The organism is Lysinibacillus sp. NPDC097868, from assembly GCF_044761135.1.
In the GTDB taxonomy this organism is placed as follows: domain Bacteria; phylum Bacillota; class Bacilli; order Bacillales_A; family Planococcaceae; genus Lysinibacillus.
In genome coordinates, this window is sequence record NZ_JBIWBS010000003.1 from 194,579 (window position 1) to 211,807 (window position 17,229).

The 17,229-nt window shown below is 37.8% G+C and carries 15 protein-coding genes; 8 read left to right on the forward strand and 7 right to left on the reverse strand.

The genetic code is table 11. From position 1 onward, the window contains the following. The 3 genes from ACIQXJ_RS17770 to ACIQXJ_RS17780 all read right to left on the reverse strand — a co-directional run bounded on the left by ACIQXJ_RS17770 (window position 1) and on the right by ACIQXJ_RS17780 (window position 5,453). Entirely contained in the window at window positions 1-3,783 is a 3,783-nt protein-coding gene (locus ACIQXJ_RS17770) for a DEAD/DEAH box helicase (protein WP_403056043.1), read from the reverse strand. Window positions 3,784-3,927: 144 nt separating this feature from the next. Then, entirely contained in the window at window positions 3,928-4,482 is a 555-nt protein-coding gene (locus tag ACIQXJ_RS17775; protein WP_337982217.1) for an NADPH-dependent FMN reductase, read from the reverse strand. A 131-nt stretch (window positions 4,483-4,613) separates the two neighbouring features. Next, window positions 4,614-5,453: an NAD(P)H-binding protein gene (locus ACIQXJ_RS17780; protein WP_403056418.1), complete on the reverse strand. Its 840-nt coding sequence runs from the start codon at window positions 5,451-5,453 to the stop codon at window positions 4,614-4,616. A 243-nt stretch (window positions 5,454-5,696) separates the two neighbouring features. Between ACIQXJ_RS17780 and ACIQXJ_RS17785 the strand changes: the two genes are divergently transcribed. From ACIQXJ_RS17785 to ACIQXJ_RS17805, 5 genes are all read left to right on the forward strand, one after another. Next, window positions 5,697-6,743 (forward strand): PseG/SpsG family protein, encoded by a 1,047-nt coding sequence (locus tag ACIQXJ_RS17785; protein WP_403056040.1) that lies wholly within the window; start codon window positions 5,697-5,699, stop codon window positions 6,741-6,743. 228 nt (window positions 6,744-6,971) lie between these two features. Then, a complete protein-coding gene (locus ACIQXJ_RS17790; RefSeq protein ID WP_403056037.1) occupies window positions 6,972-7,157 on the forward strand; it encodes an SE1832 family protein in 186 nt (61 codons plus the stop codon). Window positions 7,158-7,255: 98 nt separating this feature from the next. Then, window positions 7,256-8,821, forward strand: a complete 1,566-nt coding sequence (locus ACIQXJ_RS17795; RefSeq protein ID WP_403056034.1) for an ABC-F family ATP-binding cassette domain-containing protein — start codon at window positions 7,256-7,258, stop codon at window positions 8,819-8,821. A 571-nt stretch (window positions 8,822-9,392) separates the two neighbouring features. Then, window positions 9,393-9,797, forward strand: coding sequence for a transcriptional regulator Spx (gene spx / locus ACIQXJ_RS17800; RefSeq protein WP_036117523.1), 405 nt, complete (start codon window positions 9,393-9,395; stop codon window positions 9,795-9,797). Between the two features lie 23 nt (window positions 9,798-9,820). Beyond that, entirely contained in the window at window positions 9,821-10,267 is a 447-nt protein-coding gene (locus ACIQXJ_RS17805) for a MarR family winged helix-turn-helix transcriptional regulator (protein ID WP_340821119.1), read from the forward strand. Between the two features lie 129 nt (window positions 10,268-10,396). Here ACIQXJ_RS17805 and ACIQXJ_RS17810 read toward each other — a convergent pair whose 3' ends face one another. Both ACIQXJ_RS17810 and ACIQXJ_RS17815 read right to left on the reverse strand, forming a co-directional pair. After that, window positions 10,397-10,945, reverse strand: coding sequence for an RNA polymerase sigma factor (locus ACIQXJ_RS17810; RefSeq protein WP_340821120.1), 549 nt, complete (start codon window positions 10,943-10,945; stop codon window positions 10,397-10,399). 298 nt (window positions 10,946-11,243) lie between these two features. Continuing rightward, window positions 11,244-12,374 carry a LuxR C-terminal-related transcriptional regulator gene (locus ACIQXJ_RS17815; RefSeq protein ID WP_403056032.1) on the reverse strand — a complete coding sequence of 377 codons (1,131 nt, stop codon included), beginning with the start codon at window positions 12,372-12,374 and terminating at the stop codon, window positions 11,244-11,246. Between the two features lie 191 nt (window positions 12,375-12,565). On the opposite strand from ACIQXJ_RS17815, the gene ACIQXJ_RS17820 reads away from it, so the two are divergent. From ACIQXJ_RS17820 to ACIQXJ_RS17830, 3 genes are all read left to right on the forward strand, one after another. Then, the gene (locus tag ACIQXJ_RS17820; RefSeq protein ID WP_403056029.1) at window positions 12,566-13,321 is read left to right on the forward strand and encodes an SDR family NAD(P)-dependent oxidoreductase; all 756 of its coding nucleotides are present in this window, start codon (window positions 12,566-12,568) and stop codon (window positions 13,319-13,321) included. A gap of 20 nt (window positions 13,322-13,341) precedes the next feature. Next, complete coding sequence (locus ACIQXJ_RS17825; RefSeq protein ID WP_401011001.1) at window positions 13,342-14,085, forward strand: SDR family NAD(P)-dependent oxidoreductase; 744 nt, start codon at window positions 13,342-13,344, stop codon at window positions 14,083-14,085. A gap of 265 nt (window positions 14,086-14,350) precedes the next feature. Further along, window positions 14,351-15,733, forward strand: coding sequence for a dipeptidase (locus tag ACIQXJ_RS17830; RefSeq protein ID WP_403056026.1), 1,383 nt, complete (start codon window positions 14,351-14,353; stop codon window positions 15,731-15,733). A 280-nt stretch (window positions 15,734-16,013) separates the two neighbouring features. Here ACIQXJ_RS17830 and ACIQXJ_RS17835 read toward each other — a convergent pair whose 3' ends face one another. Further along, window positions 16,014-16,586: a nitroreductase family protein gene (locus ACIQXJ_RS17835; RefSeq protein ID WP_403056023.1), complete on the reverse strand. Its 573-nt coding sequence runs from the start codon at window positions 16,584-16,586 to the stop codon at window positions 16,014-16,016. 102 nt (window positions 16,587-16,688) lie between these two features. After that, a complete protein-coding gene (locus tag ACIQXJ_RS17840) occupies window positions 16,689-17,183 on the reverse strand; it encodes an amidase domain-containing protein (protein ID WP_403056020.1) in 495 nt (164 codons plus the stop codon). Window positions 17,184-17,229 lie beyond the last annotated feature (46 nt).

A 17,229-nucleotide genomic window follows, 5' to 3' on the forward strand; every position in this document is an offset into this window, starting at 1 on the left:
CTACATCACCTGTCCTTCATGATTACGCAAGCCATTGTAGGATTTCACCGTCGTTAAAAGATTGCTGTACATGTCACGTGTATCTTGATGCTTAGCACGTTTTGCAAACATATCTGCACTGCCAACAAGCATTAACAATTCACACGCACGAGAAAGTGCAACATTTAACCTGCGATAATCTCTCGCAAAGCCAATGTCCCCTCCCTTTGGCGTATTACGTACCATACTAACTAATATGACATCCATCTCCATCCCCTGAAACTTATCGACTGTTCCCGTTCTAAACTGTAAATGGGGTAGCTGTAATTCCTGTTGAAGTAGACGATTAATTTTCTTCACTTGCTCGCCATAGAAGCTAATAACGCCTACACTTTTTTGTACGTCCTGTGGTATGCGCCCTGCATTTTTCGCCTCTAAAACAGCAGCATTTAAATCTGTTAAAATTCGGCGGATTGTTTGTAGCTCCCCTTCATTATAACGACTCGTGCCACCTTTAACTTGTTCCTCTAAAAATGGTTTTTCAGTTGGCATATCAATCCATAGTAAATGATCATCTCGATTGACAAATTTCCCTTGTAAGCCATGGTCACGCGCTAAATCAGAATCCGGTAAACCGCATTGCAGTCCATTCTCTTCCTTGGCGTAAAAAGGTGTAATACTGTGCATAATTTTTTCATGCATTCGGTATTGCAATGCAAGCATTTGCTTATGTGTTGGCGGTAAGTTATTAAATAACCGTTCGAATAACGATTCACGCAGCAAGCTTTTTAGCTCTTGTGCACCATCGAAGTTTGGATTTTCCTCTAACATGCCCTTTAATGTTTCCTCTAGCGTATCATCACCAAGAAGTGGTGGTAGCTGATGATGGTCACCAACTAAAATAACTTTTTTGCCCTTTAGCATTGGTAATAATAGCTCTGGAGGTGTCGCCTTGGATACTTCGTCGATTATGACAACATCAAAGGTCGGATAGTTTTCCATAAATTCCTTACTTGCCGAAGCAACGCATGTTGTTCCGATAACATTGGCATGACGCACATATAATTTACGAATTTCATCTAAATCATATTCTGTTGCGTTTTGTAACTTATCACGCCATTGCTCTTGTAATCTCTTACGTAAAGGTAGCTGTTGTTCTTTACGATGTAGCTCTTCTAAGCTTTCATTTGTCGTTTGAATAGTTTCTTTTACTTCCTCATATGTGCGCTCCGGCGTAGATTGTAGCAATGTTGTTAACGCAGTTAGTTGTTTTTCCTTTTTTAGTCCCTCAACATTTATAGCTTTAATCTTTTCTTCTAATTGCGCTAGCTGTTCCTCAACCTCATGTAAGCTAGCCTGTGCTGTTTGCTGAGCTGCTCTCTTTGGCACGAGTTGTGTGTTAGCTTGCTCAACGGCCTGAAGCTGTTGACGGGCTGTTTTTAAAGAGGATTGTGTTTCAGATACTAGCATTTTCAGCTGCTCCACTGATTCTTCTGGCATAGCATCAGCTTGGAATGTATCAGCGAGTTGCTGTAGACGCTCGGTATGTGTAATATATGGCTGTAATTGGCGTTGCAAGCTTTGTACATCGAAGCTTGTAATGGCACATTCTTGATGTATTAAACTACTAATATTTTTACGTAGTGACTCAAATTCACGATCTTTATGATCCTGTTGTTGTCGAAGCGCCATACCCTTTTGCCAAACAAAATCGCGTCGCATATAAAGCCCTAGTAAATAGCTCTCTAACTGTTCGATAGGTGGCGTTTGCCCTTCCTGAAACGACTCATTTAGCTGCGCAAAGACACCTGTTAAATTTTGTAATGAGAACGATTGAACCGGCTGCTGACGACTTTTAGCTAACGCTCGCTCTTTCTCCTCAGGCGATACCAATTCTTCAAGCTTTGCAATTGCTTTTTGTAATCGAGAGTTAATTGTTGCCCATGCTTCTAAATCTTTCGCATCCTCTAAATGCTCTAATCGTCCAATTTGTTGAGCTAATATGTGCGTAGGACGGATGTGATAATGCTCTAAAAAGCGTTGAATACGATCAAAGGACGTTAACGTACCAATATATTGTTGTCCTTCCTTCATTAAAAGCAATCGCTTATTTTCTTGTTCATATTTTAGTTGAATATCTTGAAACTGCGATGTCAGCTCCTGCTTTTCTACAAGTAATTCTTTATATTGAATAGCAGCTTGCCATTGTTCAATTTTATGGGTGCAATTTTGAATCGTTTGTTGTAACTGTTCAAGCGAATCATACTCAGATAAAATTTGTTCTTGCGATTGTATAGCGGACTCTAGTTGTGCTAGCTGTTTCTCAACATGCTCTTTTTGCTCTTCACTAGATTCTTTTTCTGCTCTTGCCGTTTTCAAATCTTTTTTTAGCGATTGAATCTCTTTTTGCAAAATAGGTTCGTCTATTGCCGCCTGCTCCTTAGCAGCTATTTCCTTACCTAGCTCCTCAAGCCATGTCTCAAGCTTTTGTCGCTCGTCCACTGCTTTTAAAATACTTGCCTTCAATTCCTGTTCACGCTCAGCAAAAGCGATAATTTCTTCTTCAACAGAAGCTAATGTTTGTTCGCGCCAATGTAGGGCAACATTTTCCTCAATGAATTTTTTCCCCTCTTCTTCAATACTTTCTGTTCGGCCATACCGTAAAATTCGAATTTCTTGATTGGAGAGAAGTCTTCCTAATGCATTATCAACAGCTAAATTTGACTGTGATGCCACGAGTGTTTTCAAGCCTGCCTTAACATTTTGCTGGCAAATTTCTGAAATAACGGTTGTTTTCCCAGTCCCCGGTGGCCCTTGAATCACATACAAATCTTCAACAGATAGGGCTCCGATTACAGCTTTACGTTGATATTCATTTAAATTATTATGAAACTCAATATCATCTCGTAGCTTTGCAGTGCGGACAGTTGGGCGTTTTTCAAATAATATCGTCTCTAGACTAGCATTAACTGCTTCGCCCTTTTCTAGCTTCGTAAAGCCATTGCGTAAGCGTCGAATTTGGCTTAGTGTTGCAAAATTGCTAAAGCTTGCTTGTTTTGAGCGCAAGTTTAACTGATCTTTACGAGCCTGATCCTGTGCAAAAGGCTTTAAATCAATTTCCACTGTTTGTTTGCCAGCATTCGATTTTAATACTTGTCCGATTTCGCCACGTACCCCTTGGACGCTAACACTTAAACCTTCGAGTTGCTTCCATTCCTTCGCTTTTACATAGGGACATACAAGTGTTAAACGTGAAAAATCTTCATTGAAGTAGCTTTGTTTAAATTCCGTATGAATATCATCAACTGTTGCATCCCGTTCTTGGATTTTTAAATAGCCTTCCCAACTTGCAATACGCTTTTTCACATATTCGGTGCGTTCTTCAGCAATCGGTAGCTCTCTTATTTTCGTATGAAGGTCAAGCGGGATACCTGCACCATTATTAGGCTTTGTTACAAATTGCAATGCAGCCGGTAAGCGACGATTCGTACTTATTGGACCTCGCATATGTACAAAACGAATATTTGTTGCTAATAACCCTTCCACTTTTAGTACACAATCCATAATTGCCGTTTTTCCGGCAAGTACACTATCTAACTTGTCATTGTGCTCTGCATTAAAATAAATCGATAAAAACGTTTCACCAATTGTTTTGGCTTTTCTTTTTTCAATATAGACGGTAATTGTTTTTTGTAACGCAAAAAAGGCATGCTCATTTGCTGAGCATTCCTCTACCGCCTCCTTCGCCTTATTCGTCAAAATTAAATTACAGCGTTGTTTCTCTAGTAAAGCGATGTTCTGCATGAGCTGCCCTCCCTTCCGAATTCACTAAAGTATTATTTTATCATATCGTAAAAGGAATCTTGCAAAGAAAAATCCCCTGCACAGTGATTTCCTTCCACTGTACAAGGGATCAATACTTATTGGAACCGACATTAGGACAAATCTTTAATGTTGGTCTATTGTTTCTTTCGGTAATGTTTTGCTCATTTCACAGTACTGAACGAAAACACGTGCCATTTCACGTAAACGATTATGAACATCCTCGTCTACAATTACATTATTTGCATCAAAATGAGATGTATGCGTGTATACATAGTTTGGTGTTACAAGTGCACGGAAGTAGTCTAAAATAGGCTTTAATTGGTTTTCAACTACTAAATGGTGCTGATATGTGCCACCATTCGCTACGATAGATACCGGCTTATAACGCATTGTTTTCGGATGTAAGAAATCAAAAGCATTTTTCAATACACCTGGAATTGAAGCTTGAAAAATTGGCGTTGCAATAATATACGCATCCGCTTCTTCAAATTTTTGAATCATTTTTTTCATATCGTCATTTAATGGTGAACCATCGACAATTTGATGCTTATATTCACTAAAATGCATAATTTCTAAGTCGAAACTAGCATCAAAATCTTTAATATAACGCTCTACTTGCTCTAAAATAGCACCAGTTTTACGCCCAAACATTGTGCCATCAACGAGTAAAATTTTCATATTCATTTTGCCTCCACATTCATCTTCTACAATAATATTGTAACAAATGAATAGTGGCTCGGGAAGAATTGTAGTAGTCAAAACAATAAATTCAGCCTTTAGACGGAATGCTAAATTTAATGGAAGAACGTCTATTTTTCATTGTGCCGATTAAATGTCACCTCTTTGTCTACTACCGTTTCTTCCACTTTAAATTTATCTCGATTAATAATGACTTCTCGATTTACCTTATGCTCTGCATCTGACACATCTGAGCCTTTAAGCTTTTGCCAATTAAATAACTCTTCACGCGTAAATTCATCTTGTGCCACATTAGGAAAATCCATTTTCGCTAAGTCCTGTGATGGATAAATTGTCACCGGCTGTTTCTTTCCATGTAACCCAATAACGATCATTGCTTTTGCAACTTGCGAGGACTCAATAGAGCGCAAACGCTTTAATGGTCCTATTAATAAAGGTTTAGCAAGTTTTAATAGCTTTTCTCCTGCCTTTTCGCCAAAACGAAATTCATCGCGCTGTCCCACTAAAAGAGAGGGACGAATAATTGATAGACGCTGTAAGCCCAGCTCTATTAATGCATGCTCAAGCTTCCCTTTCACACGATTATAGTAAAATCGAGATTGCTCATTGGCACCCATAGCTGTTATGACAAGCATATGCGGTATCCCTTGCTTTTTCGCCAATGAGGCAATGGCTAGTGGATATTCAAAATCAACTTTTTCAAACGCCTCACGTGAGCCCGCCTTTTTTATCGTTGTACCTAAACAACAAAATAACTCATGAGCAAACTCAATATCTTTTTCTTCTAATGTATCGAAGTTTCGAATTTTCACCTCTAACTTAGGGTGCTTATATTGTAGCTCTCGTCGTGCTATAACGATTACGGAAACATATTCATCGTTTTCACATAACTGTTCTATTAGTGAGCTACCTGTTAATCCAGTTGCTCCTACAACAATTGCCGAACGCATGCCCAATTTTATTCTCCCCCTTCGAGAAATTCTTATATTTGCTCCAAAAAGACGATTCCTATGTATGTATCATCAATAATAAGAACTAGCTTTATTTTGCATGTCCTCTCTACTATTCATCGGTATAGCAAACTCAATTTTTAAAGTTTCATCTCATACATTATTTATCTAATGTTAATTTTTACACATACTTGCCCAATTTTCACCATAATTTAAATAGACAGATGAAAGGATGGGATACATTTGCAAAACGAAACACAAACAATTAAACCGAAAAAATCGATTGTTTTCATAATTGAAAGCTGTATTGATAAAGGGCTGTATCCTTTTGAACGGGTTGCAACATTAGCTAAGTTGCTTGGACAAGAGGAAGTTTTCATATTCGTCAAGACCCCTTCAAATGATGGAATTCAAATTTTAATGAATGACAATCTTCCACCAATACTATTCGATCATTTCGACGAATTACCTAAGCAAATAAAAGCTATACAACCTGATTTAATTGTTAGGGACGGTCGTAACTCAGAAAGCTGGCAAGTGGAAAATTTACGACCATTTTGTAAAACGATTATTCATTTTGATGATTTTGGTGAAGGTGGCCAAGCCTGTGACTGTGTCTTACTAGCACTCTATCAAGAAGTTAAAGATTATATGCCTTCCCATTATATTGGTGGCAGTTTCGTTTTTGCATTACCCGAAGCTTATCAGCATTCAGAACAATTACCTGATCTTAAAACACCAGAAAACCCTCCTCACATTGTTGTTGCTTTTGAGGATGGGGACGAGCATAACTTAACATATCGTACTCTTCGACACCTAACCCAGCTACAAATCCCACTACAAATTACAGTAATGATAGATGAAAGCTATCGACATGCGACTGATGACTTGCAAATGATGGTTTTAAGTCGTCGTAATACTGCCATTTTGCGCGATAAAGACGCACTCCTAAAATTATTACCCAAAGCTGATGTCATTATTTGTAATGCTAACTATACGCCATATAAGGTTGCTTCCTATGGTGTGCCATGTATTACGCTCGCACAGACAGAAAATGAACTATTACACGCCTTCCCTCGTGAGCATAATGGCTTTATACATCTCGGCCTCGGGCGTAAGATGAAACAATCACAAATACAAAATGCCGTTATGGAGTTTTTATTACATGAGGCTCGCAGTGAACGTGCTGTGAAAAAACAGCGCCAGCTTAATCTCGTTAGCAATAACAAAACGCTGGAATCTTTATTACTTGATTTCGCTTATGATCGACATAATATCGCTTCTACTTAGTGATTCTTTTAAGGTGGATATGATACAATATATTAGAATTTTTCACTTTCGTTATTCCCCTGCTTCTAGTTGAATGTATCCAATACAAAGTAGGCTAGAATATTTGAGGAATCTCAACGCATCAGTACCCGATTAATTTTAACAATTGAGCGGTGGGGGATGACAAAACCTCCATCGCTTTTACACGCTTTCGTAATAAAAAATAAACTACTAAAGGAGCAAAGTATCATGCCATCAAAAAGCGATATTGAATATCAAATCAAAGAATTAAAAATGGATTATATGAATTTACAAGGTGACATCGAAAAACTTGAATCTACAGGCCATAACGACCAAGTCGCAAAAGCTGAGCAGCGCCTTGCTAACATGGAAGCAAAGCTAGCAGAATTAAATAAACAACTAGCAGAGCTATAATGGATTTGCATCGTGCCAACTGTTATGTTGTAGCAGTAGCATTGTGATTAATCTATTTACACAAGACCTAATCGAATTATTTTGGAGGAGCAACATATATGGCAATATTAACAGTTGAAAATTTAGGTCATTCTTTCGGTGACCGTACACTTTTTAAAGATGTTTCTTTCCGTTTAGTAGAAGGCGATCATATTGGCCTTGTCGGCGCAAACGGTGTTGGTAAATCTACTCTTATGGGCATTATTACAGGACAAACAATTCACGATGAGGGAAAAGTTGAATGGCTACCTGGAACACATTACGGCTATTTAGACCAGCATACTGCGCTTACAGCTGGACGTACTATGCGCGATGCATTACGTGATGCCTTCCTCCCACTATATAAAAAAGAAGAAGAGCTAAACGAAATTACAGGTAAAATGGCTGAAGCAACACCTGAGGAATTAGAAGTTTTACTAGAACAAATGGCAGAGGTTCAGGATGCTCTTGATGCTGGAGATTTCTACACTCTCGATATGAAAATTGAGGAGGTTGCACGAGGTCTAGGTTTAGATGCTATTGGACTTGAACGCGATGTAGCTGCCCTTTCTGGTGGTCAACGTACGAAAGTTTTACTGGCAAAGCTATTATTAGAGAAACCAAAAGTATTATTACTCGATGAGCCAACGAACTATCTCGATGAGGAGCATATTACATGGTTGAAAAACTATTTAAAAAATTATCCACATGCATTCTTATTAATTTCCCACGATACGGAATTTATGAATGAGACAGTAGATGTTATTTTCCAATTGGAGTTTTCAAAGCTAACTCGCTATACAGCTACGTACGAAAAGTTTTTAGAGCTTGCTGAAATCAATAAACGTCAACATATTGATGCTTATGAAAAGCAACAAGAGTTCATAAAAAAACAAGAAGATTTTATAGCGAAAAATAAAGCGCGTTACTCTACAACTGGTCGTGCAAAGTCTCGCGCGAAGCAACTTGATCGTTTAGAACGTATCGACCGTCCTGAAACAGCGGTGAAACCTGAATTTGGTTTTAAAGAAGCACGTACACCAAGCCGTTACGTTGTGGAAGCAGAGAATTTAGTCATCGGTTACGATAAAGACAAACCACTACTACCACCTCTTTCATTTATGATTGAGCGCGGTGAAAAAATTGCCTTAGTCGGCATGAATGGTGTTGGTAAATCTACTTTACTAAAAACGATGCTTGGTAAAATTAATCCGCTAGGTGGTACGGTAATTCGTGGTGATTATTTATCTCCTTCTTATTTCGAACAAGAAGTAAAGGCAGATAAAATTACGCCAATTGATGATGTGTGGAATGCATTCCCTTCTATGGAGCAAGCACAAGTACGCGCTGCATTAGCACGTGCCGGTCTAAAAACAGACCATATTACTCGCCCACTTAATTCTTTATCTGGTGGTGAGCAGGCTAAAGTTCGATTATGTAAGCTAATGATGGAAGAAGCAAACTGGTTACTGTTTGACGAACCGACAAACCACTTAGATGTCGATGCAAAAGAAGAATTAAAGCGTGCTATGAAAGAATTTAAAGGCACAATTGTTCTCGTTAGCCATGAACCTGATTTCTATGAAGGCTTAGTAACAAAAGTATGGAATGTACAAGACTGGTTCACTTCTGGTCAACAAAGCTAAATACTAATACTGTGTCATTCTAAAGAGTAAAAATCCACTTCGCTTTCCGCGGGCACAAGGTAAGCCGCAACCGTCGCTGTTGCGTCTTACTTTTTGTGCTGTTCCCGCAGGATGCTTGGTGGATTTTTTCTTAGGAAAATATCCCCTTCTGACAGTGCAGTATGCGACAACTTTTGAACTTGCTCTTAAGTGGTCACTCTTTTGCAAAGCATCGCACCTTCTATATTGTAAAGGCATTGCCATGAAAATTCACAATTGTTTGAGTGACTGGCACTTATTCAAACGCTAGTCTTTCATTCACCGCCACTCACTTAAACTTACTTCTATCGTTTCAAAATTCCATATTTTTAAAATCTTCTAAACTTACATCATTGTAAGCTTATTTAATGAAACTTTTCGCACTTCCAAGCGTATATTTAGTATAGATTAAAAATATTATGTTCTCTTAAAAGTTTTTTAATTAACTATTGATTTATATATAGCTTACTAGTAAGATATATGTATAACCTATTTAACTTACTAATAAGCTATTCATAAAATATAATCCAACAAAGAAAGCGGGGAATGAAGAATGACAGTTACTATCTACTCACAAGCGAGCTGTTCTTCATCCAGAAAAGCACTAAAATGGTTAAAAGATCACAACATCGAATATAAAGAGAAACGCATTACGTCACATCCTCTTACACTTGCAGAATTTAAAGAAATTTTAAGCATGACAGAAGATGGTACAGATGAAATTATTGCAACAAACTCAAATGACTTTAAAAATTTAAATATTGATATTGATCAGCTTTCGATTCAAGAGCTGTACGCAATTATTCAAGCGCATCCAAGAATGTTACGTAGTCCTATCCTTATAGATGAAAAACGTATCCAAGTTGGGTACAATGAGATGGACATTCGTCGTTTTATTCCACGTAAAGTACGTGCTTACGAATTAAATGCGATGACAAGATTGGCACAAGAAAGTTAAAACAGTTTTGGAGATGACCTTATATGGATCAAGAAAAACAACAAGCCATTACCTCATTGTTTGAAGTTGTCTTTTCTATCGAGCGTAAATGGGCAAACGAGTGGAATAATCATAATGCACTCGGCTTTTCAAAATCCCATATTTTAATTTTAGACTACTTATCGCAGGAGGGACCAAAGCGCCCTTCTGCAATAGCAGAACGCTTAAAGGTAACAACTGGTGGTGTCACGGTATTAACGACCAAACTGATTAATGCTGGCTTTATTGAAAAAACGCAGCATGCTACTGATCGTAGAGCCTCACAATTAGTTATTACTACCGAGGGTGAAGAAATACTTGAAGAGTCCCGTCAACAAGTTAGTGAAATTATTAATAATATGTTTGGTATGCTCTCAGCAGAAGAGGTGCAAACATTGCGTGATATTTTCGCCAAATGCTTACTATCTGTTGATACCAATCGGCAAGATTAAATTTTCATCTTTGTGTGGAAACACGAAAAAGGATGCATCGCAAATTTTTGTTTGCAGTGCATCCTTTTTTGGATTGGCCGAACGAATACTTCCGTCTAAGTAGTTATGATTGTGCGACCAATATTATTATTACGCTGGCAGCACAGCCTCGACGATTGACACATCGGCCATTAGCATTTCTTTTAACCGCGCTTTTGCACGGAATAAACGAGATTTCACCGTACCAATTGATACTTTCATAATTGTAGAAATTTCAGCAAGTGAATATTGGTCTATGTAGAAATACCATAATGTTTTACGATAGATTGTATCTAATTGACCCATTTTGTCCTGAACTAGCTTCGTCACAATCTCTTTTTCAATTTTTTCTTCTGTAGAAATGTCATTATTGGGAACCAAATCTAAAATCGGTACGTCTAATGTTTCAGGTTGGTTCATCATATACTTACTGCGTCGTACTTTTTTTCGATAGCGATCTCTAAATGTATTCATTGTAATTGTTGTTAGCCAAGCTTTAATATGTTCAACTTCGGCAACGCTATCTTCATAGCGCACGACTTTTACCCATACTTCTTGCATTAAATCTTCTGCTTCTACATTATTGCGAGTAAGTTTCAAACATAAATGGTATATATAACGGTTATATTCCTCATATACGCCTTCTAATTTTTCATTCATTGTGTATTCCTCCGCTTCTTGTTCTTGCTTCTATACACATTCTCGCAAAATAATGTATTACACTCTATCGTATTGGCTTTCAATTTCATTACAATCGTGTAAGCTTAAATGCTTTCACTTGTAATATTCGTAAAAATTGTTTTACTACTATATCACTTTCCCAACAAAAGACCACTTCAAAACAATACTCCCCTATTTTCATTACTATATTTTCAATAATATTTATTATCAGAAAATTTAGCGGGCATTAATTGATATGAAAAACAAAAAATGCACTCCTAGCAGAAGCGCATTTTTGTTAACTTAACAGCCCTAAACGAAAAGATGAGGCTACGACCTGTGTTCGATTTTTTGCTTTGAGCTTTGTCATTAAACTACTTACATAATCCCTGACCGTATGCTCGCTTAAAAATAATAAACTGGCAATTTTTTTATTGTCATATCCTTCAGCAAGCAAGCCGAGTATCATCGACTCCCTTTCCGTTAAATGAAGTTCTGTATTTTTCTCTACCTTCTCACTCTTACGTGATAAAAATAAGCCTAAACGCTTTCCTACTTCCTCAAGGAGAGTTAATTCTCCCTTTGTACAATCAAATTCCTCGCCAAGCTGATCAAATGTTAGCCAGCCGAATAACTGATCCCCTCCAATAATAGGAATAAAAATAATAGAGGATAAACCAAATAATTGGATATGCTCCTCCTTCACGTAATTTTTTGGGCTTTTTAAATAAATTGGTTTTCTTGAACTAAGTATAGTGTTTTCTCCAGTTAGCTCCCCTTTCATACTTTGCACCTTAGGAAGCTCTGCTCCAATAACACCGTAAAATTGATTGGACCATGGGACATATGCGTAAAATACACATCTTTTATAGCTAAAATATTCTTCACATTTTTTTAAAATATAGGCTAAATCCTGATAGCCTGATGAACTGATCAGCAATTTATCGAGCTTATCTAATAACTGTAAATGTCTTAATCCCTCATTTTCAATTGGCATGTTACTACTTTTGCCTTCTCCCTCACAGTCATAGTAAAGCTGTACCAGAGACATAAATAATGATAATACATACATTAAGACAGCATTCGTTCGACTACTCTTTTGTTGAATCATAAACGTAATTAATGACTTTTCAAATATTAATTGAAATAAATTAAAGCTCTTTCTATCAATAATGGATAATTGTGATTGTAGCCATGTATTAAAAAAATACTTATCATCACCATTTAATTCATCAATGTTTGTATATGTCAGTAAACGTAAAAATGAATCCAATAGCAGCGCGACTCTATTTCGTTCTGTTTCGCCTATAGCAGGTTCTAGATTGAGGTAAATATTCATATTCTCTTTAATTTGTTTATGATGAACTTTAATAAATAACACAAACTCTTGAAGTGTTACTTCTTCAATTGGCTGAAATGGATGCGTCATAGGAAATTCTTCTCCTTCACACTAAAATACCCCTATAAATGGAGGATATTCACTCACTATATTATACAGCATCTTATAGGATAGTATTTCAAATTGACAATAGTAAAATAAAGGTATCGCTAAACAATGCGAATACTTTTGGATCCTAAGGTAATTATATAACCAGAAATAGTGAAAGGGGCATGCATGAAATGAGACTTGAAAATGCAGTAGCCATTATTACAGGTGGAGGTACAGGAATCGGGAAAGAAACTGCACTATTATTTGCCAAAGAAGGGGCAAAAATAGTTATTACAGATATAAACGAACAATCTGGTAACGACACAGTACGTGATATTGAAGCTATTGGCGGTGAAGCATTATTTGTACGCCATGATGTTAGCAATGAAGAAGACTGGAAAAAGGTCGCAGATGAAACGATCAAAACATTTAACAAAGTGGATATTCTTTTCAATAATGCAGGTATCTATATCATTAAACCACTTGCAGAAATCGAACTATCTGATTGGAATCGCTTAATGTCCATCAATGTGACAGGTGTCTTCCTAGGCATGAAACATATTATGCCACTTATGGCTAAACAACATAAGGGCTCTGTTATTAATGCTTCTTCTATTGCTGGCTTAACAGGCGCTGCTGGGCACGTATTATACGGAGCTAGTAAAGGAGCTGTTCGCATTATGACAAAAGATGCGGCAATGGAATATGCACCATATGGAGTACGCGTAAACTCTATCCATCCAGGCTACATTGACACAGGAATGGCAGACTATGCGTCCGCAACTACTGGAAGCTCTAAAGCTGAATTAGGAAAAAGCATTTTCCCATTAGGACGTTTAGGCTCTGTTAAAGAAGTAGCACAAACAGTATTATTTTTAGCTTCTGATGAGTCTTCCTTCTCAACAGGTGCAGAATTTGTCATCGATGGCGGAGCAACAGCAAAATAAAAATAAAGGTGGTCATTTATATGAAACTACAAGATAAAGTAGCAATCGTAACAGGCGGTGCTAGCGGTATCGGTGAAGCAACTGTTCGTCTTTTTGCACAAGAGGGTGCAAAAGTAGTCATCGCTGATTTCTCTGAGCGTGGACAAAGCATCTCAGATGAATTAAATAATAGTGGTTTTGATACACTCTTCGTGAAAACAGATGTAACTATCGAAGATGACATTAAAAACATGATTAATGAAACTGTGAATAAATACGGTAAACTTGATGTTATGTATGCTAATGCAGGCGTAGCTGACGATGCACCAGCACATGAGTTATCTTTCGAAAAATGGAAAAAAACAATTGATATTAATTTATCAGGTGTATTTCTTTCTGATAAATATGCGATTGAACAGTTCCTTGCTCAAGGTACAGGTGGCGTTATTGTTAACGCTGGTTCCATTCATAGTTTTGTTGCCTTACCGAATCCAACAGCCTACTCATCTGCAAAAGGTGGCGTAAAATTATTAACACAAAACCTATGTACTGCTTATGCTAAACAAGGTATTCGCGTAAATGCGGTATGTCCAGGCTACATCGACACACCTCTATTGGCAGAAGTAGACGCTAAAAATAAAGAATACCTAGCATCCCTTCATCCACAAGGTCGTCTTGGTAAACCAGAAGAAATCGCGAAAGCCGTTCTATTCTTAGCAAGTGATGACGCAAGCTTTGTTAACGGCACAACACTTCTTGTTGATGGCGGTTATACTGCTCATTAATTATGATAAAAAGATCTGTTTTCGAGAAAACACCGAATTCAGATCTTTTTTTATAGAAATGATGGACTTATGTGAAAGTTATCGACCAGAGAGGTTAGGCAATACTCAAAAGAAGACTATGGAAATTTAGGGTCACAATCTTCAGCAAAGGCTAGTGAAGCAAAGCATTAATAAAAACTGTAGAAACCTTTGCAATAACAGGATTCCCCAACCACATTATGCTATACTATTTCTATTATCGAAATATTGAAAGAGGGATGCTAATATGACGCAATTAGAGACATTAAATGCTTACTTTACAGAACATCGCGAGGCACACTTAAACGAGCTAAATGAATTTTTACGTATTCCAAGTATTAGTTCGTTATCAGAACATAAGGAAGATATTCAACACGCTGCTGAGTGGCTAGCCGATGCCTTCAAGAAACTAAACTTGGATAACATCTCTATTACGCAAACTGCTGGTCACCCTGTTGTTTATGCTGACTGGTTACATGCCGAAGGTAAACCGACGATTTTGTTTTACGGTCACTACGATGTACAGCCTGTTGATCCATTACATTTATGGGAAAGCGAGCCGTTCAATCCTACAATTCGTGATAACAAATTATTTGCACGCGGCGCAAGTGATGATAAAGGCCAAGTGTTTATGCACTTAAAAATGATTGAAGCGCTATTTGCTACAACGGGTACTTTACCAGTGAACGTAAAATTCATCTATGAAGGTGAAGAAGAAATCGGAAGTCCACACCTTCCTGCTTACGTCGAAGAGCATAAAGAAAAATTAGCTGCAGATTTAATTTTGATTTCAGATACAGGTCTTTATGGTCCTGGTAAACCTGCAGTATGCTATGGCTTACGCGGTCTTACAGGCGTACAAATTGATGTTCGTGGAGCAAAAGGGGATTTACATTCTGGCCTTTACGGTGGAGGCGTGCAAAATGCTATCCATGCATTAGCTGAAATGTTAGCTTCCTTCCGCGATGAACACGGCACAATTCAAGTAGAAGGTTTCTACGACAAAGTATTACCATTAACAGAAGAAGAACGTGAAGCTTACCGTGCGCTAGGTTTTGACGAAGACTCTGTAAAAGAGGAAGTTGGCGTATCAGAATTATTTGGTGAAGCTGGCTATTCTTATTTAGAACGCACTTGGGCTCGTCCAACACTAGAAGTAAATGGAGTGTTCGGTGGCTTCTCTGGCGAAGGCATTAAAACTGTACTTCCCGCCGAAGCTGGTGCAAAAATTACATGCCGATTAGTACCAAATCAAGATCCAGAAGAGATCGTTGCATTATTAAAAGCACATATTGAAAAACATAAGCCTGTTGGCGTAGACGTAACCATTTCAGAATTCGATAAAGGACGTCCATTCTTAACACCATTTGATCACCCATTTATTCAAGCGGCTGGTCGTTCGTATGAAAAAGTTTATAATGTCCCAACTGCTTACACACGTGGTGGTGGTTCGATTCCAATCGTGGCTGCATTTGATGAAATTTTAGATTTACCAGTAGTTCTAATGGGCTTCGGTTTATCGAGCGAAAACTTCCATGCGCCGAACGAACACTTCCATTTAGAGAACTTCGATAAAGGCTTACGTGTTTTAGGCGACTATTTATATGAGGTTGCAGCGTTACAAAAATAATAAATCACAAGGCTATTACAAAAGAGAAAAAGTGTTAGATTGAATGCAATCAATCTAACACTTTTTTAGTGCAACCGTTGTTGTTCGCTACGGCGGACGCTTTCCGCGGGCACACCGTAAGCCACAACCAACTAGTGTCCTCCTCTAAATTATCAGTCGATTTAAAGTGTCAGGCACTCAAACAATTACAACCACTTTCGTTTTTCTCAGGGTTACTCACAATGCATTTTGATTTAATAAAAAACCCCTTCGCCATTTGGCAAGAGGCTTTTTCAATCGTCTATTCACCGAAATTTGTTACAAATTCTGCTGATTTTTTTCGTTCTTTCCCTTTTGGAACTTCATCAAAATATCCGACTTGTAGCATTGCAATTACACGTTCACCCGGCTTCACTTTCAATGCCTCACGGAATTTCGGATTGTCTAAGAAGCCTGGTGTTTTCCAGCAAGTGCCGATGCCTTTCTCCCAAGCTAAGAGCTGGATATTTTGAATAAAAATACTCGCTGCTGCATAATCTTCTAAACGCTCTTTTTGACGTGCATCCTCTGGCACAATGACAAAAGCAAAGCCACCTGGTAGTGTAAATTTCGTCGTTTGTTTGGCTAAATCTTCACTAGAAAGATCTTGCCATTTTGGGATAGCTATATCACGTAATAGATGTTGAACTGCAACTAATTCATTATCACAAGCTATAACTAAACGCCAAGGCTCACGGTTACCATGGTTAGGTGCCCATATCGCATCATCAATAATGCTCAATAATTCTTCACGATTTACCGGCTTCCCATTAAATTTTTTTATAGAACGGCGATTTATAATTGCTTCTCTTACTGATAATAATTGTTCACTCATTTTCTATTATCTCCTTCTATTTATATTAGAATATTGATTATTCGTCATTAGTTCTATCTCCAACATTATCACAAAATGATGAGCTTTAAAACCGCCAACTCTCTAAGCAAAACTATCATCTATATGGTAGAAGTAATAGGTCATATTAGGGGTATACGCCGTAGAATCCTGATAAAAATATGGCCTGTTAATACTATCGGAAGTATGTGCATTCACATAAGGAATTCCATTTTGGATACTCGTGACAATAACAGAATGATCGATTCTGCCGTCTCCTTGAAAATCGTAAAATATGATGTCCCCAAGCTCTAACTCCTCTGCAGATTGCACACGTGTAGCCTTCAAACCAGTTTTCGAGCCCTCTAAATACCATCTAAGAGAATGTGAGACAGACCAGCTAAAACTCCAGTTGCCTTGCTGAATCCACCAACCCCTTTCTCTATTTGGCGCCCCTCTCATCGGAGCCCCTCCAGCAAGTAAGCATTGCGAAATATAATTCGTACAATCGACATCAAAGTTTGGAAATGCTGGATTGCGTCTATTCCACCATAAATTCGCATATTGAACAGCTGCCTGTCTGTTATACATTTTGACCACGCTTCCCCTCCTTATGACCATCATATGACTACATCATTCGTTCTAT